The organism is Shewanella maritima, from assembly GCF_043643735.1.
GTDB lineage: Bacteria > Pseudomonadota > Gammaproteobacteria > Enterobacterales > Shewanellaceae > Shewanella > Shewanella maritima_A.
The window spans coordinates 113,919-132,935 of the sequence record NZ_JBHZSM010000011.1; the positions used below are offsets into that span (position 1 = coordinate 113,919).

Sequence of the window (19,017 nt, forward strand, 5' to 3'; positions counted from 1 at the left end):
TCCGTAATGCATTCACGTAAGCCTTTTTACATTCTCGTTGCGCTATTGTTCATATCAGGCTTGGTATCAAGCATTTACCGTGGTATCGAGCATAACATCCCTTTCTTACCTGGTGAGCAGGTACAAAGCTGGGCTATTGATGCCAAAGTCAGTTTTAACGGTACAGGTGATGCCGCTGAAGTTGACTTCGCTCTTCCCAATGATCCTGCTTTCGATATTCTCATCGAAAATGCTTCTTCACCGGGATATGGTTTAAGTATTAATGAAGATAATGGTGTTAGACGTGCTGTCTGGTCAATTCGTGAAGCGATAGGTAATCAATCGTTATATTACCGTGTAACACTTGTCCCTACAGGTAAGTTAGAAGTTAACACTGAAGAGCCTCAAGCTTCTGAGCCATACTTATGGCCTGTGACTGAACGTTCTGCGGCTGAACAAATTATTGAAGAGGTTTGGAGCCGGAGTGCATCCAATTTATCTTTTGGCCAGCAATTAATGGCCAATATAAACGACGCTAATCAAAGCCAAAATATGTCTTTGCTGCTTTCTTCAAATACCAAGACTAACTTGTTCGTTAATATGATGAGCACCAAAGGTATCCCTGCAAGAATCGTTTATGGTCTGTCGTTAGAAGATCAGCGCCGTCGGCAGCAATTACAAAAGTACGTGCAAGTATACCATAAGGGCACTTGGGAACTGTTTGATGTGACAAATAACATTAGTGGTCGTAATGACAATTTGGTTATTTGGGATAGCAGTGGTAAGTCACCGCTAGATGTTATTGGTGGACGTAACTCACAAGTTAATTTCTCCATGTTACAGGATACCCGCCCTGCTTTATCAACTTCGATTGATATGATGCAAAATGCACAGGATGGTTGGGATTTTTCTTTGTACCAGTTGCCACTTGAAGAGCAAAGCTTATTCAAAGGTATTTTGTTAATACCTATTGGTGTGTTGGTTGTTGTATTCCTGCGTGTGATCATTGGTATTAAAACATCAGGTACCTTTATGCCGGTGTTAATTGCCATGGCATTTATCCAAACAACACTGTTAACTGGTTTAATTGGCTTTTTGTTGATCGTTGCCTTTGGTTTGATGATCCGTTCATATTTATCCCAGTTAAATCTGCTTCTCATATCCCGAATATCAGCAGTGATTATCGTGGTGATATTTATAATCGGCCTGTTTACGTTGCTGTCATTCAAACTTGGTCTCAGTGAAGGGTTAACGGTAACCTTCTTCCCTATGATCATTCTGGCTTGGACAATCGAACGTATGTCTATCCTTTGGGAAGAAGAAGGCCCCCGTTCAGTATTTGTCGCCGGTGGCGGTAGTTTATTCGTGGCTACGCTTGCTTACTTAGCAATGAGCAACAGTATCATCCAGCATTGGGTATTTAACTTCTTGGGTATCCATTTAGTTATCCTAGCAACGGTGTTGGTAATGGGACAGTACACAGGATATCGCTTAACAGAGTTAAAACGCTTTAAACCTTTGGCTGGAGATAAGTAATGGAATTTGCTTGGCCATGGGAACTACGCCGAAATGGTGTGATGAATATGAACCAACGTAACATTAGTTACATTGGACGTTATAATCCTCGCAAGTTTTACAAGCGTGTGGATGACAAACTTGTAACTAAACAACTAGCGTTAGCCAATGATATTGCTGTGCCTGACCTTATTGGCGTCGTTGATGAACAACACAAGATTGAAGAAATACCTAAAATGGTCGAAGATCGAGCAGGCTTTGTTATCAAACCTGCGAAGGGTTCTGGTGGTAAAGGCATTTTGGTCATTACTAAAGTACACAATGGTTGTTACTACAAACCAAATGGACATGAAGTAACACACTCTGAAATCTATCGCCATGTGTCTAACATTCTGAGTGGTCTATTTTCACTTGGTGGTAAGCCTGACGTCGGTATTGTCGAAGGACTGATTGAGTTCGATCCTGTTTTCGACGGTTTCAGTTATGAAGGTGTACCAGATATTCGTCTAATCGTGTTTAAAGGCTTCCCAGTGATGGGAATGCTTCGCTGCTCAACTGCAGCCTCTGATGGTAAGGCAAATTTACACCAAGGCGCTGTCGGTGTTGGCTTGGACATAGCCACAGGCAAAAGCCTACATGCGGTGCAATTTGATTTACCTATTAGTCATCATCCAGATACTAACTTTGAGCTTGAAAAAATCCAAGTACCTAATTGGGACACACTCTTACATACTGCGTCAGCTGCCTATGAGATGTGTGAACTAGGTTATTTAGGTACTGATATGGTTTTAGATAAGAAGCGTGGTCCTTTGTTATTGGAGCTAAATGCCCGCCCAGGATTAGCAATCCAAATAGCTAATGGCAAAGGAATTATCCCAAGACTTAAACATATTGAAGATATGTCAGGCCCTACAATGTCAGTGGAAGAACGTGTTGCGTACGCTAAAAAACACTTTTCTAGCACTGCTATTTTTTAGTTGTTTTGCTGCAGCGCATGCTGCAGCTTCTCCATTAAAACTATTTCTGCACAGTTGCGCCCAATTTAAAGCTTCACCAGTATCAAACCATAATAATTTGGCGCGACTAACCGTTTCATTAGAGCGTGAGTTAATTTCACTTTTTAACTTCAATGACAGAATAAATTACTACCGTACATTACCGCTTAACCCCCAACAACGCAGTGCCCTACTACAATGCCAAATAAAATTAGCTGATGAATACGTTAACTTTATAAAGCACTCACTAGACACCAGTCACCATAGACAGCTAATTTCATCAAGCCAGTCGACTGCTGAACCAATCAAACAGATGGAGCAACGTAAGCAGCTAGATTACATTGAACGATTATTAACTAATTACCATCAGCAAATTAATATTGCCCAGAAATCACAAATTACCAGCTTAACTGCATTCATTAACGGTAACTTTCAATCATCTCCTTCATCACTGTACATCAATCAGGATGAATGCGTGTTAAGTGACACAGAGTTATCAACAAAGCAGCAACTAACACACTATTTATTAAATCAACCGAAACCCAAATGCCGGCAAATCATTTGGCAAGCTTATCAAGGGCGATTAAAAGCAGATATCAAACCTGCCATAGATAAGCTTATGCTTTTGCAAAAAGATAAAAAGTTTAAACATAAAACACAGAGCATTGACCTGACTCGCGAACAAGTATTGGCATTTTTGGCAGTTAAAACACAACAACTGGACTCGCCACCTTGGGATCTACCTCAGCAATTGAAATTGCTACCTTCGCAGAGTAAAAATACGATACCCGGACATCATTATACAAAACAAGCCTTTGATGTTTTAAAGACTCTAGAACTAAAGTTCATAGAGGTCGCTGATCCTGAGGGGCGTGTAAATAAAATAGATCAACACCTCAGTGAAGAAAATAATGAATTAAGTCGTATTGAAACAAGCCCAGATTATGGCCAACTTTCACAATTTCAAGTTTGGTATAAAATGCGTTACTTAGGCTTGCTGTCAGTGCAATTTGATGCAAAGAATATTAGCTACGCTGCAATACAAAAGCCTGTATTAGGGCACCAGCACGGTCATGTTATGTTGAGTGTCACACCAGAGTTAACTGGCAAATTTCAACACAAACTAATAAAGCAAATAAGTTATGCTATCAATGCAATGGCAGCCAGTGGTCAATTTTACGTGTTAAATCATAGCGCAGAAACGCAATCGCAAAGACAAGTGGCACAGTATTGGTTGATTGAATATTTAACTCGTGCAATGAATTTCATCCCTTCCCCAAGAGAAGCCTTAATTGCCCGCTACCAGCAACAACTAAGGTTGTTTAGGGCTAAATTAGCACTAGTTTATGTAGACTACTTAGATAGCACTGAACAACCACTGATGCCATTTTCTGAATATGCGGCAAACACATTTAACCAGCATTTTAATGCTGATTGGCACCAAGCAAGTGATGCTATATACAGCTTTAGATCCATTGCACGTCGTGGCATAAACTATTACCAACCTTTGTGGTCTGAAGCGTTAGCACAGTTATTATTTTCAGAAACAACAACAGACCAACAGCAAGCCATATTTGATGTATTAGTGATTAACAGCGAAAACTTGCAACTTGCTGAGTTATTACCAAAATTATTTACACAATCTAGCCAGCCAGAACAACTCACTAGGAGGATGTCTCATGCTACACATTCACAATAAAAAATTGTGGTCCCTGTTATTACTGCCCTGTCTTTATATGCCTGTGAGTTCTGTTGCGAAAACGCAGAAGCATGAGCTGACACAAGATCAGGTTTATTCAGAGATTAAACAAAATCTAGAAACGCATCTGTTTTCGCTTCCACCTCGTATACAGGGGCATTATGCGATCAGGCAATTTCGTATGACGGGTGATGAAAAATATGCACAGGGATCTCTAGTCGATTTACTTACCATTGCAGAAAGACAGGCCTACTATGCATGTCAGTTAGATGATAAAGCATTTATTGAACGCGAATCGAAGCTTCTGACCTCAAAATTAGGCAATGGTCCACGCGCTAAATTAAGAAAAAAAGCCGTCAAGGCACATCCTGAGTTTGTTCTCTTAAGTGACACAGTGCTGCGTTATGCGAGCCGTATTGATGAATTCGGTTTTACTGGCCCATGTCATGAACAGGCTATGAAGACTCTAAAGCAATATGACATGAAATCAGCTTTCACCGATCCGAAAATGATTGAAGCCTGGGCAGCGCAGTTAGTTAACTATGTGTATTGGCAAAAGCAGTTGGGGATCAGTGATTATAGTAAAGAATATAAAGCAGCGTTTCAAGCAACCTACCCTGATAGCCAAGATGTAGATCTGTCAAAACGCCAGTATAGAAATAAGCTATATGGCCTGACTCATTTTGTATTAGCATCAAGTGGATATTATCAGCGTTATGTTGACCTGAAAGATTATCAATGGATCTTAGACTATTTTGAAAACAATATTGATCGTATTTTGAAAGATGCCACCGAAGATATCATTACTGAAGTGGGTATTGTTTTTCAAATTACAGGCTCAGCCGATCACCCTGTAGTCAGTCGAATTAAACAACATTTAGTGAATGCGTATTCCACTGAACATAAAATGATTTTATCACCTTCTGGCCGAGCAAACCTTGCCACTGGTGAACATCGGAACGTATTAGCAATGATGTTATTTAAATGGCCTGAAACTTTACATCAAGGTCCTTATCTTGCAGAGATAAAATCAACTGAAAAATATTTACCTAAGCTGGTTAAACCAAAACCTTAATTTTGAGTTCAGCAATTTCCAATATTAATGGCAAGCCTGTCTTGCCATTTTTTTGTGAGCCGATTGATCTTATCTAACGACAAGTTTTAAAACTGCCTAAATTATCCTAACCACTGAATGTCGTTCTAAAAATCCAAAATCTAAAGGCTCATATCATGTAGTGCTATAGACCCCATAATAAAATGATAATGGACTCATCATTGAGGTAGTTGAGCAATACTGAGATATGCTTGGCTTGCACGTGATTGATTTGGACTTTGTATTAAGGTCTCATCTGCGCCCAATTCGACTGAATCAATATTCATACTGGTTGCAGACTTCATTCCAACAGATGTCTGATCTAACTGATATGCGCTTTTTATATTGGAACTGTTCAAGCTGGCGCGATTTTGATTGGCACTTTCAAGTCCTGTATTCACCGATGAAAAAATGACATTATCATCTTGTTCTTGGTGGAATGGATCAAGTTGACTCCGTTGATCATCATCTGCAGTTTCAAAAATTTTTGCTAATGGAATAATATCTTCAGAACGGTCACGTTCACTCACTTGCTGTTGCCTTTGTTCAACGAGTTCACGCTTAGCGGCATTCATTTTTGACAGAGCTTCGGACGCAACCTTGATATCCGCACTTGACGGTTGAACAGGAGCCAATGCTGCAGCATAAACTTGCTGCATTTTTATTACCGTTGCTTGTGGGTCATTATTAACCTCAGAAACATCGATCTGCACCTCCCCCTCAACAGCATAACGTTTGCCATCAGGGCCTTTTTCAAATTGATAAGTTGGCTGCCCAGCGTAACTGCCACCTACTGAAGCATGTGCTTGTTCGTGATTTCTAACCTCAGTATCACGTTTAGATAGCTCATTGATCACTTTCTGTTCAGCCAGTTGTTGGGCTTGTTGCTGTTTCTCTATTTCCTTTTCAACTTGCTCAACTGCTTGCTGCCGCTTCTTTTCTGCTTGTTTTGAGTTATCTGCTTGTGGGTTAGTTTCACCTTCAACAGCTCGCTCACTCGTAATACTGGGGTTGTATTCAGTTCTCTTGGAGTTATTCGATTCTTGGTTATTGATTGTTGTTGAGACTTGATTGACTGATGGACTAATTTGTCCCTGCTGTACATTGAAACGCCCTAAAAAAGGTTCAGTTGTACTAACTTCAGTATCACTCGAAGTAGTAACATTAGATATGGATGACAAACTAGATGCAACATCACGTACTAATGCTGGTCCTGATAATTGATTAACATGTTGACCGGATATGGATGCTGGATTAACACCAAGACTACTGGAAGACACCACCTGTGAAGTTATGACATTCACGTGCTGAACATCAATAACGCTTCCACTACCTACAAGCCCACGGATACTGGCTGGACCTGAACGTAAGTTATACTGACCGTTTGTTATTGTTGAATCAATTGATGCCGTGGAGTCGATATTAACCGCTGTTGTATGTAGTGTAGATTTTGAGTGTAGAGTAGTTGATGAGCTTATATTTGAAAGATTGATCGTTTTCTTAGCGAGTTGAACTGAGCCGCTATCTTGACCACTAGGTGACTGATTTAATGGTATATTAGATTGTAGTGTCTGAGATGAGGGTTGATGTGAAATTTGCCCTTCAGTTGCCGCTGACGAAATAGGTTTAAGTTGGGATTGGTTTGTTGAATGGACAACCTCACTCTTTACAGGCTGAGTTGTATTAGCCTGTTTTGCTATGGAGTAAGGTTGCCTTGAGATTAACATTGCGTACCCTAACAGCCCTATGGTCGTTAGACTTTAATATCAATAATACTGCCAACTGTCTCATTTGCCGTTTCTAACACAGCAACTGCGGCTTCGCCTTGTTGCCCAGCCTCAACAACAGATACCAAAGCTGATGTTTTATCAGTTTGGTTGACAGCCTGACGACTTAACGTAACGGTGTCTTGTGCAGCTGTAGGGTTTGGTTTCTCTGGTTGTGCAACGGTTGTCGTCGCTTGAGCTAGACCTTGCTGTGCATTCTGTAAGGCTTGAGTTCCAGATGCATACGCCGATGGAATTTGCATGGTTTCTCCCCTTTGATACATGACTAAACAAACAAATAGTGCCGTAAAAATAATAAATGTAACTATTAACTATATGTCTGTTCTTTTAAACGTATTAGTTACTCAATAATACGCAGTTAATTGATTAATTATTACTCTAAACAGCCCATTTGTACAGTAATTTACCATTGGCTTTGCCAGTCTTTCCACACAGGATTAAAGCCACGGTGTCTAATTGCATCAACTACCTGTAGCGTTGTACGATTATCATCAATTTCAAATTGGTCTAACTCTGTATCCGCTTGGCTATAGCCACCAGGCTGAGTAGAGCTTTCTGCACTCATATTTGTGATCCCTAAGGGCAATAAATTATCTCTCAAACTGGCACTTTCTCGGGTAGATAAACTGATTTCTAGTTGTGGGTTAAACAACCTAAATGCACAGATCATTTGAACCAAGCCCAGATCGGAAATAACCGTTTTCGGCGTTATACCACCGACACAAGGACGCAACCTTGGTAAGGACAAGCTATATTTTGTACGCCAATACTTGTTTTGCAAATAGTCTAAATGATGACCTAGCATGAGTGCATCTTGTCGCCAGTCATCTAACCCCAATAACACCCCCAAACCAATTTTGTCGACGCCAGCGGCTGCGACTCTATCAGGTGTATTCAAACGGTAGCCAAAGTCTTGTTTTTTACCTCGAGTGTGGTGTTTGGTATAGGTTTGCTGTTGATAGGTTTCTTGATAAATCATCACGGCATCAAGTCCAAGCGCTGTCAATTGTTGGTATTCATCTTGTTTAAGCGGCTGAACCTCTAATGAAACATGACTAAAATTGTCTTTAATGATAGGCATCACTGATTTGAAATAATCAAAACCAACCTTAGTTTCATGCTCCCCAGAGACTAATAAAATATTGTCATAACCTTTTGCCTTGATCACGTTAATTTCGCTAGTGATTTCTTCAATGGACAGTGTTTTGCGCCTAATTTTATTGCTCATGGTAAAGCCACAATAATCACACTCATTGGCACATAAGTTGGACAAATACATGGGTAAATACATATTGATGTTTTGTCCGAAACGCTGTCGTGTAAGCACATTAGAGGCTTGAGCCATTAATTCTATAAATGGCTCAGCTGCTGGTGACAATAGAACCGACAAAGCACTAAGGTTTGACTCAGCATTTTCAATAGCCTCTAACACCTGCGATTGGGAACTGCTATAAAGTGTCATACCAAGCTTCACAGAATCCAACTTAGAAAACTCTTGACTGTATTGCATGCGGGTTACTCAAAAAGAAATGCAGTTAAAGGACTGGTGTTATTTGCTTGCATAGACTGTCCTGCAAGCCCTGCTTCGTATGCAGTGCGTCCTGTTTCAGTTGCTTGGGCGAAACATTGAGCCATAGCAACTGGATTTTGACTGCAAGCAATTGCGGTATTCACTAAAACAGCATCTGCACCCAGCTCCATAGCTAAACATGCATCAGCTGGACTACCAATGCCAGCATCAACAATCACTGGCACTTGAGATTGCTCAATAATCATTTTCAAGAAAGGTGTTGTTTGCAAGCCATTATTAGATCCAATTGCACTGGCTAGTGGCATCACTGCAGCACAACCTACCTCCTCTAAGCGGTGGCACAATACAGGGTCTGCATGGATATATGGTAAAACAACAAAACCCTGTTCAACAAGTTTCTCTGCTGCTTTTAATGTCTCTATTGGATCTGGCATCAAATATTTTGGGTCTGGATGAATTTCCAACTTTAACCAATTAGTCCCTAATAGTTCTCGCGCTATATGTGCAGCAGTGATAGCTTCATCTGCATTTCTTGCGCCAGAGGTATTAGGTAATAAATTCACTCCAAGTTGCTGTAACGGCGTAACAATATCATCTTGGATTGAATTTAATTCAATCCTTTTGAGTGCTAATGTCACCAGCTGTGAGCCACTTTTTTTGATGGATTCTGTCATGATTGAGGCATTGATGAATTTTCCAGTGCCAGTAAACAGCCTTGAGTCGAAAGTTTTATTCGCAATAGTCAGCATGGTTAGCCTCCTGCCACAACGGTAAAAATATCGAACCTATCTTGTTCAACACACAGGGTATCTGGCCACAGACTTTTAGGGATCACCTCACCATTTTTGACTACAGCAACTTTTTCAGGCTGTAGAGCTTTATGATTAAGTAATTGTGCAATGGTTACCTTCTCAGGCAACTGGTTTGATTCACCATTTATGGTTATCGTTATCATGATGCTTCCCCTAAATAATGGTGACGACAAATGCTACAAGCTGGATCGCGATTTAAATTGGCAACAACCCAACTATTATCAGTCACGTTAAACCTGAATAACTGCCCATACTGATTAAAACTTTCTGTTATGTGCTCAATGGCAATTTTGGCTTGAAAACTGGCAATCATGCCAACTGCAGGGCCCAAGACACCTGAAGTAGCACAGCTTTGCTCAACCTTTGCCGTTAAAGGCACAAAACAGGTATAGCAACCAGCGGATGTATGCTTAGCAAAGTTAAAACAAAATACTTGGCCAGATCCATGGTTGATCGCACCGTTGATTAAAGTCTTTTTGTTATTCACACAAAACCTATTGATTACCTGCCTAACGGCTAAGTTGTCAGTACAGTCAATGATTAACTTAGATGTGTTGGGTATAAGTGAATCAACATTGGACACATCTAGCATCTGTTTAACAGGCACGATAGTGACATCTAAATAAGCATCAGATAGACGCATCGCACAAACATCAACTTTGGCTTTCGTTAAGTCAGACTCGGCGTAAATAAGTTGGCGTGGTAAGTTATCTCTTTCGACTTGATCGCCATCAATTAGGGTTAATGAAGCGACTCCTGCAGCAGCGAGATATTGCGCGACAAGTGTGCCTAATCCACCGAGTCCAACGACTGTGACATTTGCGTTGAGTAATGCTATTTGGCCAGTTTCACCTATTTCAGGTAATAAAATTTGTTTCGAATACTGAATATATTGAGTCGCGGTCAATTGATTAAGCATATACGTCCCCTGAAATCAACGTATCAAGCTCTACGCTTGCATTATCATTGATTGTGGGATTAACACGCGTATCAGCTAGTTCTTTGATTGACTGTTCTTGGTTATGATGCCAAAGCTTATTCAATTGAACATATGCCAACGATGGATCGTTAGCTTTAGTCACCGCACTCACAATAGCTATGCTTGCAACTCCTGTACGGCTAACCTGACTTAAGTTATCTTCATTTAGTCCACCAATGGCGACTGTTGGATAATGAGGGTTTAATAACTTGGCATATTTGCCAAGGCGTTTTAACCCCTGTGGACTAGACGGCATGTCTTTGGTGTTAGTCGTGAAGATATGACCAAGTGCGATGTATGATGGCTGTAATTGATGTGCCAATAACACTTCAAAATAACTGTGGGAAGATAACCCCAATGCCAAGCCTGCCGATTGAATTGCTTCAACATCTGCAGTGTTAATATCTTCTTGGCCAAGATGAACGCCAAAAGCCTGGTACTTAATGGCTAATTGCCAATAGTCGTTAATAAATACTTGGGTATTGTATTCTTTACCCAACAGCACTGCTTTAGCGATACTGGATTCAATAATGTTAGTGTCAGCTTGCTTTATTCTTAATTGAACTGTGGTACAGCCCGCTTCACACAACCGTTGTAATAGCGTTAGGTTATCGACTACTGGGTAAACACCTATGGGCTTGTTTAAAGGTTTAAACGCCTTCTTGTTTGCTAGTATAGACTGGCTTTGTTGTACAATTTTAGGGAAAAATGCCAACTCTAAAGGCCAAGATGTACGGGCTAAACACCCTTTTCCATTGCCACTTTGGTAACCATATTTCAATCCTTTACTGACATAGGCTTTAGCCAGAACAACAGCATCGTGTAACACGTAATGATTAGCATGAAAGCAAGCGATTGCCGTCGATAATGTGCACCCTGTTCCATGATTGTAACTGGCGTCTAACTTAGGGGATTGTAGAAAGAAAACACTGTCATTATGTTCAACACTCGCGCCTTCTACGAATGCAGTGACATAAATGTCTTCTGCAATATCATTTACATCTGAACGATCGCCACCCGTTACCAACACATGGCATTGCATTTGTTTAGATAATACTAACGCTTTATCAACTAACTGCTGATGCTGATTATTATCAGCTTGATAGATGCTTAATAAGGGCTGTTCATCACCATCCACCAGCTTAGTCAGTTCTTCACCATTGGGGGTGATCAAGGTGATTAAGCCTGTTAGGGGGGTAAAGTCTAAACGGATTGTGGCCAAAACATCACCACAGCTTGCTACCATCACTGGATCAAGGATCACTGGTACGGCTTTGGTTTTTGACTGGTATTGATTTAATACAGCCAAAAACTCAGCAACTTCGTTAACCTGAGCTTGCGTTCCCAATAATCCAATCTTGATCGCATCTGGATATAAATCTTTTGCCAGTGTTTTTATTTGGCTACGAAACAGCTCAATATCGACGCTAACAACACTATCTACACTCACCGTATTCTGTGCAGTGATTGTCGATATCACTGTACAAGGGTGACAGTCCAGATCGACAATAGTGGCAAGATCAGCTTGTATCCCTGCACCACCACCGCTATCTGAGCCAGCAATTGACCATATTATTGGTCGTTTGTCTTTTACTGTTTTTAATAGTTCTGACTCTAACATTTATGCACCCTCAGTCTGTTTTGCATTGACAGGGTGGTAAATGTTAGCCCCCGACAGCTTAAACTCAGATGACTTTTGAGCCATTTCAGCGGCAACTTGTCTCTGTGTTAGATTAGCTTGATTGGCTAGCTCTATTTTGTACTCATCACTGTTGGCATAATCACGAACTTCTTGGGTAATTTTCATTGAACAGAATTTAGGGCCACACATGGAGCAAAAATGTGCAACTTTCGCTGATTCTTGTGGAAGGGATTCATCATGATATGCACGTGTCGTTTCAGGATCTAATCCAAGGTTATATTGATCTTCCCATCTAAATTCAAACCTTGCTTTTGATAATGCATTGTCTCTTGCTTGAGCCCCTGGATGCCCTTTGGCAACGTCTGCTGCATGCGCGGCAATTTTGTAAGTAATCAATCCTTGCTTAACATCTTCTTTATTGGGTAAGCCTAAATGCTCTTTTGGAGTGACATAACACAGCATGGCCACGCCATACCATGCCATCATTGCAGCACCGATGCCTGAAGTGAAATGATCATAACCGGGTGCAATATCTGTGGTTTGTGGGCCTAAAGTATAAAATGGAGCTTCATCGCAATAATGTAATTGCTTCTCCATATTCACTTTAATCAATTGCATTGGTACATGGCCTGGACCTTCAATAATGGTTTGAACGTCATATTCCCAAGCAATTTTAACTAATTCCCCTAGGGTCTCTAATTCAGCAAACTGGGCTTCGTCATTCGCATCAGCTATAGAGCCTGGGCGCATACCATCGCCTAACGACAACGACACATCATATTGCGAGCATATTTGGCATATCTCACGGAAGTTTTCATATAGAAAACTTTCTTTATGGTGACTTAAGCACCATTTCGCCATAATCGAGCCGCCACGAGAAACAATGCCGGTTAACCTATTTACCGTCATTGGTACATATCTGAGTAACACGCCAGCATGGATAGTGAAATAATCAACGCCCTGCTCTGCCTGTTCAATCAAGGTATCTCTAAATATTTCCCAGTTAAGATCTTCAGCAACACCATTTACTTTTTCTAACGCTTGGTAAATGGGTACGGTGCCAATTGGTACAGGTGAATTTCGTACTATCCATTCTCGTGTTTCATGAATATAACGGCCCGTTGAAAGATCCATTACTGTATCTGCGCCCCAACGTGTAGACCAAACAAGCTTTTCTACTTCCTCTTCAATAGATGAGGTCACAGCACTGTTACCAATATTAGCGTTGACCTTCACAAGAAAGTTGCGGCCAATAATCATAGGTTCAGCTTCAGGGTGGTTGATATTAGCCGGTATTATCGCTCTTCCTCGTGCAACTTCTTCACGGACAAACTCAGCAGTAATGGCTTGACCGATCTGCGCTCCAAACGCTTCACCGGGTGCCTTTCTTAATAGGTGTTCTTGTGTTAATTCAGCTCTGGCCATATTCTCGCGGATGGCAATGTATTCCATTTCAGGGGTAATGATACCGCGCCTTGCATAATGCATTTGTGTAACGTTATGACCAGCTTTGGCTTTTTTAGGGGCGATTAGTGCTTCAAACCTGAGATGATCCAAACCATCATCAGCCAAGCGTTGTTGGGTAAACTTGGAAGAAACCTGTGATAACGCTTCAGTGTCTTCCCTTGCCTCAATCCATGCTTGCCTTAGTTTTGGCGCACCAACTCTTACATCTATGTTTGCATTTGGGTCTGAATAAACACCTGCACAGTCATACACATATATGGGAGGATTGGGTGTTGTTACCGGTTCATCTTGGCTTCCACCAATAACAGTATCAGCTTGATGGATCTTGCGCATCGCAACCTTGATGCCATTAGGGCCAGTTAAATAAGCTTTTTCTGAATTTGGATGAAGCAATGGTTCTAGCGTTTTTAAAAAAGATTGTGCATTACTGCGATTTTGACGACGATTTGACATTAGCAACCTCGTAATTGAGTTTAAAAGTTGCTTGTCTGGAGAAGTTGAGCGTAACCAATATCACTTAACTAACATGGTAAAATATTGGTATAGATAAACACTTGGATGATCCAAGTATATCGAATTTCACGCTTGTTTCCTTCGCAGGTTTTAGCCTGATCAGGTTCAACGGATCCCGAATAAACGGTCTCAGCCATATTGGCACTCCGACAAGATTGGCCTGCAGTATATTCAAATAAATTAGCTTTGTGCAAGCCAAAAATATTCAGGCTATGTAGATATTAATGCATGTGATAGACATAGAAGCGATGAGAGGCATTACAATCAGGCAAGTACAATAAAAAAGCTGCTAAATAAAAAATAGTCAAAAATTGATAAAAAGGCATAAAAAAACCCATGCTAAATCGCATGGGTTTCTCTATTTGGCGGAGCGGACGGGACTCGAACCCGCGACCCCCGGCGTGACAGGCCGGTATTCTAACCAACTGAACTACCGCTCCAAAACTTTATTAATAAATATACTAATTTAATATACTTATTAATTACTTGATGGCGGAGCGGACGGGACTCGAACCCGCGACCCCCGGCGTGACAGGCCGGTATTCTAACCAACTGAACTACCGCTCCAATCAAGTGGTTTGAATAATAATGACGTCCCTATGTCAGGTCAACTACTTTTTTTATCATTTGAGCCGTTTAGCTAAAAAATGTGCAACTTGAGCTAGAACATCGTTTCATAAAGCCCAATCTCACTTAAACTCTTATTACCAAGCTTTCACTAATCATCAGGCATGGTTAAATCGATATCATCGGTAAAACCTGTTGATTGCTTACTTTTATTTTCTTCTTCTGCTAAACGTTGCTCTGCTGCCGCCAATGCTTTAGCTAAACTTTGCTTTTTACGCCAGACAATAAAGCCGATAATCCCCACAACTAATAGGATTAAATTAACAGTAATTATCCAAAATATTGCTTGTTGTTTTGCTTCAGCTTCTTCAATGGCAGCTTTTTCCGCGGCGATCGCTGCAAGCTCCTCAGCTGTCGGTGGTGGTGCTGGAGGCTCGAGGTAGTTAAAAAACATCTCAGGCAAGGTTAAGTAGATTTCTCGACCCGCCACAGTGGTTGATACTGCAATACCTTGAATTCGATAGCTGCCATATTCTTCAGCTTTAGGTAACTGCAAGTAAGTGGTATTTTGTGAGATGTCTAACAGTGTAATGGGCATTTTTAACCCTGCAGGGCCCACCAGTTCAAAATGCACGTGTGTCTGTGCAAGGACAAGCAAATCATTAACGGCAATTTCAATTTTCCACTCACCACTTTGTGTATCGTTCACAGGCATGACAGTGGTGATGATAGGTTGCTCAGATAAAGTAAACGGCATTGTAAATTGCCGTTCAAAAATATTGTTACGTGCGATTACGCTCAAACGATAATCGCCAGTGGGCTGATCTAAATTGATGTCACTTGTGAATTGACCATCATCTGGGCGTTGATCTAATCCTTGACCATTATCTGTATAATGGCCAACCAAAATACTCCCCCTAGCATAGTTTTCATCGCTGGTATCATTTTGACTGATAAACCTAGCAGTCCACTCAACCATATAGCTTAAACCTGGCATCCGCATTAACATGCCATCCCCTAACAGACGAGAAGTGATGTTTAAGCGTTCTCCTCTGAATAGTGGCTGAGGTAAGGGGTCGACTTCAATTTGCAAGTCGGAAAAGCGGTGTATTGTGGAACCTTTTACAATTTGCCCTAGAAGCTGCCAAGGGCCAGGCTGTGGATTGTCGATGTAAATCATATCGGCTGTTAAACCATCAACCCACTTTACAGTGTCAGGGTGACGTGAAGAATACCATTTAGAACCATCTGGCAGCACAATAACCACAGGAGCCGAACCAAAATCACGCTGTATATATAGCGTCATATTGTCAACCATGTGATCAATACGAAAACGGTTCTGTAACTCTTTCGCATAGGTTGCTGGCATAGGGGAATTTTGCTCATTGGCATGTAAGCAACCAACAGACAATAACCCTACAACTAACAAAAAGCGCTTTAAGCCGTTAAGCATCATTAAAATTTTCAACCTCGCCAGAGACATTTACCAGACTCGGCAACTAAATCAAGTCTTTGTTCATGTGATATTAATTCATCGGCAGAAGCTGGGATCACTTTAAGATTTAAGCCTGAAGTATCGATTTTTGTGAGGCTACCATCAGCTTTATTGGCTTTATCACTAGAGAGATTAAAATCGATTTGACCACCGGTCATGATCAAATATACATCAGCGAGGATTTCGGCATCCAATAATGCGCCGTGATAAGTACGACGGCTATTATCTATACCGTATCGTTTACATAAAGCATCTAAGTTATTTTTTTGACCGGGATGTAAGAACTTTGCAACCGCTAAGCTATCAAGGATCTGGCAAATATCAGCTGTGACAGGCCCTTTAGGTTGTAACTTAGAAAACTCATGATCCATGAAGCTAATATCAAAGCTTGCGTTATGAGCCACAATCTCAGCACCATCAATAAAATCAATAAACTCTTGAGCAATTTGATGAAAACGAGGCTCTTTTGCGACACGTTCATCGGTAATACCATGAACTTCTATGGCCTCTTCATCAATTAATTGACCAGGATTAATATATTGGTGATAGGTTCTGCCGGTTAATTTACGATCGATGACTTCTACACAGCCTATTTCAATAATCCTATGACCGACAAACACCGGACCACCACCCATGTTCATGCCTGTGGTTTCTGTATCGAGAATAATTTGACGACTTGCACTTGAGACTATATTCATTGCTTGAACTCTATTACCATACCTGAACAAACAGATAATCAAATTTTAGTTATGGTATCAACTTGAAGACCCAACTTAAACAATTAAGCATTTTTACTGATGGTAGTTGCCTTGGAAACCCAGGTCCTGGCGGGTATGGCGTAGTGATGAAATATAAAAATCAAACCAAGGAGTTATCATTTGGTTACCAATTGACCACAAATAACCGTATGGAGTTATTAGCGCCTATTGTTGCATTAGAAGCCTTATACGAGCCTTGTATTATTACCTTAACCTCAGACAGTCAGTATATGCGACAAGGCATCACCAGCTGGATCCATGGCTGGAAGAAAAATGGTTGGCTCACCAAAGCCAAAGAGCCGGTTAAAAATGCCGATTTATGGCAACGTTTAGATAAGGCAATCCAACCACATCAAATTGACTGGCGCTGGGTTAAAGGCCACTCAGGACATGTCGATAATGAGCATTGCGATCAATTAGCAAGAAAAGCCGCTGAGTCCAACCCCACAACAATTGATGAAGGTTATATCGCTAAATAAGCTGCCCCTTATTGTCTTGATACACCTGTTCTACCTGCAGTAGGCGCTGTAGACCAGTTTTTGTTTTTTGATTTTTGTTTGGCGGTAATTTTGGTGAGTGGCGTTTCAATCTTACGGGCGACAATTAAATAAATACTCCCAGCGTTAGGTAGCCAGTGAGATAGATTATTTTGCAGCTTTTTAATGCTACTTTTATCTGTTAATAATGTGTCATAAAAAAAACGTTCGTCACTTTGGATTTGAAACCCGAGTAATCCAAGCCAGTCTTTAATTCTTGATGGCATAAAGAATTGTCCGCACCAAGGAAATTGCGGTTGATATTGTGGTAATAACTTCCCAATAAACAATGGACTGACCGGATTAAATCCCACAATAAACAAATAACCACCACTGATCAGCACACGATCCATTTCCCGCAACAGTTGATAGGGGTCATCTTCGTATTCAAGGTTAAATACGCTCATCAATGCATCAGCTGATTTAGCCTGAATAGGCAAATGATGAATATCGGCCAACATGTTAGCGTTAACGTGCTCACCAATAGGCTGTTCAAATATATTGTAGTGCCGTGAAACACTGCAGTTAAGTGTTGATACTTGCGCAGATAATGCGCCTAGTTTCAGTAAATGATAACCGAAAACACGTGGTAACCAAGGTGCCAATTGATTCTCGACAGCCCGACACATTCGGTCACCATGGGGCATTTCTTTCCACGTTTGCGGCTTATTATTAAGCACAGATTAACACTCCATAATCTAAGCTGATATTTACGCTTTATTACGTTACTCTACCAAGATGATAAATAATCGCTAGCGACTATGTTAACTATTCACCCTATTCACGCATTTAATGACAACTTTATTTGGTTATTACTAAAAGATAACCTTGCTTTTGTGGTTGACCCCGGAAGTGCTGATGCTGTTGAACAATATTTACAACAACATCCACAAATACAATTAAAGGGAATTTTAATCACCCACCATCATCATGACCATACTGGCGGTATCAAACAGCTTCAACAAAAACATGATAATAAATTGACAGTGTACGGGCCTGACAATCCCAATATAGATGGGATTAATCAGCCACTAGCGATCACTCCATGCTCTCCAGTATCAATCAATATTGCCCAGCTCAATACCGAAGCTTCTGTTTACGCCGTTCCGGGTCATACACTTGATCACATAGCCTATGTCATCGATGGCAATCTTTTTTGTGGCGACACCCTCTTTAGTGCCGGTTGTGGCAGATTATTTGAAGGTAGTGCTGAACAAATGCATGACGCATTAATAAGGTTCAAGCAACTACCAGCAAATACTAAGGTTTACTGCGCACATGAATATACTCAAGCTAATGTTAATTTTGCCTTGGCGGTAGACCCCACAAACAAAGCTTTAAATGATTATGACGCGTGGGTCACAAATCAACGAAAAAATAATCTCAATACAATTCCCACAACCATCGCTCAGCAATTGGCAATCAATCCTTTTTTAAGAACCGATAATCAAACTATACAACAAAGTGTTGCAAGATATTGTAAGCAAGTTCTTGCAACTGAAGTTGATACATTTGCGCAATTGAGGCGATGGAAAGACAACTTCTAAGGTTAATATTGCCGAAGACATAAACGACTAATTACTCTACAATGCGACCCCAAGATACGCATTTAAACATAATTATAACGCTAAATAAGTGATTACGATTAC

The 19,017-nt window shown here is 40.8% G+C and carries 17 protein-coding genes, 2 tRNA genes and 1 riboswitch; of the genes, 6 read left to right on the forward strand and 13 right to left on the reverse strand.

The features are described from left to right. Nucleotides 1-6: 6 nt before the first annotated feature. The 4 genes from ACHUGF_RS12890 to ACHUGF_RS12905 are packed head-to-tail and all read left to right on the forward strand — an operon-like array spanning nt 7 to nt 5,263. A complete protein-coding gene (locus tag ACHUGF_RS12890) occupies nt 7-1,515 on the forward strand; it encodes a UUP1 family membrane protein (RefSeq protein ID WP_394131761.1) in 1,509 nt (502 codons plus the stop codon). Further along, on the forward strand, nt 1,515-2,471 hold the full coding sequence (locus tag ACHUGF_RS12895) for an alpha-L-glutamate ligase-like protein (RefSeq protein WP_394131763.1): 957 nt from the start codon (nt 1,515-1,517) through the stop codon (nt 2,469-2,471). Before ACHUGF_RS12890 ends, ACHUGF_RS12895 begins: the two co-directional genes overlap by 1 nt. Beyond that, the gene (locus ACHUGF_RS12900; protein ID WP_394131764.1) at nt 2,425-4,188 is read left to right on the forward strand and encodes a hypothetical protein; all 1,764 of its coding nucleotides are present in this window, start codon (nt 2,425-2,427) and stop codon (nt 4,186-4,188) included. Before ACHUGF_RS12895 ends, ACHUGF_RS12900 begins: the two co-directional genes overlap by 47 nt. Next, nucleotides 4,169-5,263: a DUF3541 domain-containing protein gene (locus ACHUGF_RS12905; RefSeq protein ID WP_394131765.1), complete on the forward strand. Its 1,095-nt coding sequence runs from the start codon at nt 4,169-4,171 to the stop codon at nt 5,261-5,263. The genes ACHUGF_RS12900 and ACHUGF_RS12905 overlap by 20 nt, the downstream gene beginning before the upstream one ends. A gap of 197 nt (nt 5,264-5,460) precedes the next feature. On the opposite strand, the gene ACHUGF_RS12910 is transcribed toward ACHUGF_RS12905, so the two are convergent. The 12 genes from ACHUGF_RS12910 to dnaQ all read right to left on the reverse strand — a co-directional run bounded on the left by ACHUGF_RS12910 (nt 5,461) and on the right by dnaQ (nt 16,772). Beyond that, entirely contained in the window at nt 5,461-7,008 is a 1,548-nt protein-coding gene (locus ACHUGF_RS12910; protein WP_394131766.1) for a putative metalloprotease CJM1_0395 family protein, read from the reverse strand. Between the two features lie 26 nt (nt 7,009-7,034). Next, entirely contained in the window at nt 7,035-7,310 is a 276-nt protein-coding gene (locus ACHUGF_RS12915) for a chemotaxis protein (protein ID WP_394131767.1), read from the reverse strand. Nucleotides 7,311-7,471: 161 nt separating this feature from the next. Continuing rightward, nucleotides 7,472-8,578 (reverse strand): 2-iminoacetate synthase ThiH, encoded by a 1,107-nt coding sequence (gene thiH, locus ACHUGF_RS12920; RefSeq protein WP_394131768.1) that lies wholly within the window; start codon nt 8,576-8,578, stop codon nt 7,472-7,474. A 5-nt stretch (nt 8,579-8,583) separates the two neighbouring features. Then, complete coding sequence (locus tag ACHUGF_RS12925) at nt 8,584-9,348, reverse strand: thiazole synthase (protein WP_394131769.1); 765 nt, start codon at nt 9,346-9,348, stop codon at nt 8,584-8,586. Nucleotides 9,349-9,350: 2 nt separating this feature from the next. After that, a complete protein-coding gene (gene thiS / locus ACHUGF_RS12930; RefSeq protein WP_394131770.1) occupies nt 9,351-9,554 on the reverse strand; it encodes a sulfur carrier protein ThiS in 204 nt (67 codons plus the stop codon). Further along, the gene (locus ACHUGF_RS12935; protein ID WP_394131771.1) at nt 9,551-10,330 is read right to left on the reverse strand and encodes a HesA/MoeB/ThiF family protein; all 780 of its coding nucleotides are present in this window, start codon (nt 10,328-10,330) and stop codon (nt 9,551-9,553) included. The genes thiS and ACHUGF_RS12935 overlap by 4 nt, the downstream gene beginning before the upstream one ends. Next, a complete protein-coding gene (gene thiE, locus ACHUGF_RS12940) occupies nt 10,323-12,011 on the reverse strand; it encodes a thiamine phosphate synthase (protein WP_394131772.1) in 1,689 nt (562 codons plus the stop codon). The genes ACHUGF_RS12935 and thiE overlap by 8 nt, the downstream gene beginning before the upstream one ends. Continuing rightward, entirely contained in the window at nt 12,012-13,952 is a 1,941-nt protein-coding gene (thiC, locus tag ACHUGF_RS12945) for a phosphomethylpyrimidine synthase ThiC (protein WP_394131774.1), read from the reverse strand. Between the two features lie 119 nt (nt 13,953-14,071). Continuing rightward, nucleotides 14,072-14,171, reverse strand: a riboswitch (TPP riboswitch). A gap of 204 nt (nt 14,172-14,375) precedes the next feature. Beyond that, a tRNA-Asp gene (locus ACHUGF_RS12950) sits at nt 14,376-14,452 on the reverse strand. A gap of 50 nt (nt 14,453-14,502) precedes the next feature. Then, nucleotides 14,503-14,579: transfer RNA gene (locus ACHUGF_RS12955), tRNA-Asp, on the reverse strand. Nucleotides 14,580-14,730: 151 nt separating this feature from the next. Continuing rightward, nucleotides 14,731-16,035, reverse strand: a complete 1,305-nt coding sequence (locus ACHUGF_RS12960) for a TIGR03503 family protein (RefSeq protein WP_394131776.1) — start codon at nt 16,033-16,035, stop codon at nt 14,731-14,733. An 8-nt stretch (nt 16,036-16,043) separates the two neighbouring features. Continuing rightward, nucleotides 16,044-16,772: a DNA polymerase III subunit epsilon gene (dnaQ, locus tag ACHUGF_RS12965; protein ID WP_394131777.1), complete on the reverse strand. Its 729-nt coding sequence runs from the start codon at nt 16,770-16,772 to the stop codon at nt 16,044-16,046. Nucleotides 16,773-16,834: 62 nt separating this feature from the next. Here dnaQ and rnhA point away from each other — a divergent pair, with 62 nt between their 5' ends. Further along, nucleotides 16,835-17,311, forward strand: coding sequence for a ribonuclease HI (gene rnhA / locus ACHUGF_RS12970; RefSeq protein WP_394131778.1), 477 nt, complete (start codon nt 16,835-16,837; stop codon nt 17,309-17,311). A gap of 8 nt (nt 17,312-17,319) precedes the next feature. On the opposite strand, the gene ACHUGF_RS12975 is transcribed toward rnhA, so the two are convergent. Beyond that, a complete protein-coding gene (locus ACHUGF_RS12975; RefSeq protein WP_394131804.1) occupies nt 17,320-18,015 on the reverse strand; it encodes a class I SAM-dependent methyltransferase in 696 nt (231 codons plus the stop codon). Between the two features lie 114 nt (nt 18,016-18,129). On the opposite strand from ACHUGF_RS12975, the gene gloB reads away from it, so the two are divergent. Next, nucleotides 18,130-18,915 carry a hydroxyacylglutathione hydrolase gene (gene gloB / locus ACHUGF_RS12980; protein WP_394131780.1) on the forward strand — a complete coding sequence of 262 codons (786 nt, stop codon included), beginning with the start codon at nt 18,130-18,132 and terminating at the stop codon, nt 18,913-18,915. Nucleotides 18,916-19,017: the final 102 nt, after the last annotated feature.

Coding starts and splice junctions, on each gene's coding strand:
- ACHUGF_RS12890 (WP_394131761.1), top strand. CDS start 7: ATGCATTCACGTAAGCCTTTTTACATTCTCGTTGCGCTATTGTTCATA.
- ACHUGF_RS12895 (WP_394131763.1), top strand. CDS start 1,515: ATGGAATTTGCTTGGCCATGGGAACTACGCCGAAATGGTGTGATGAAT.
- ACHUGF_RS12905 (WP_394131765.1), top strand. CDS start 4,169: ATGCTACACATTCACAATAAAAAATTGTGGTCCCTGTTATTACTGCCC.
- ACHUGF_RS12910 (WP_394131766.1), bottom strand. CDS start 7,008: ATGTTAATCTCAAGGCAACCTTACTCCATAGCAAAACAGGCTAATACA.
- ACHUGF_RS12915 (WP_394131767.1), bottom strand. CDS start 7,310: ATGCAAATTCCATCGGCGTATGCATCTGGAACTCAAGCCTTACAGAAT.
- thiH (WP_394131768.1), bottom strand. CDS start 8,578: ATGCAATACAGTCAAGAGTTTTCTAAGTTGGATTCTGTGAAGCTTGGT.
- ACHUGF_RS12925 (WP_394131769.1), bottom strand. CDS start 9,348: ATGCTGACTATTGCGAATAAAACTTTCGACTCAAGGCTGTTTACTGGC.
- thiS (WP_394131770.1), bottom strand. CDS start 9,554: ATGATAACGATAACCATAAATGGTGAATCAAACCAGTTGCCTGAGAAG.
- ACHUGF_RS12935 (WP_394131771.1), bottom strand. CDS start 10,330: ATGCTTAATCAATTGACCGCGACTCAATATATTCAGTATTCGAAACAA.
- thiE (WP_394131772.1), bottom strand. CDS start 12,011: ATGTTAGAGTCAGAACTATTAAAAACAGTAAAAGACAAACGACCAATA.
- thiC (WP_394131774.1), bottom strand. CDS start 13,952: ATGTCAAATCGTCGTCAAAATCGCAGTAATGCACAATCTTTTTTAAAA.
- ACHUGF_RS12960 (WP_394131776.1), bottom strand. CDS start 16,035: ATGATGCTTAACGGCTTAAAGCGCTTTTTGTTAGTTGTAGGGTTATTG.
- dnaQ (WP_394131777.1), bottom strand. CDS start 16,772: ATGAATATAGTCTCAAGTGCAAGTCGTCAAATTATTCTCGATACAGAA.
- ACHUGF_RS12975 (WP_394131804.1), bottom strand. CDS start 18,015: ATGCCCCATGGTGACCGAATGTGTCGGGCTGTCGAGAATCAATTGGCA.
- gloB (WP_394131780.1), top strand. CDS start 18,130: ATGTTAACTATTCACCCTATTCACGCATTTAATGACAACTTTATTTGG.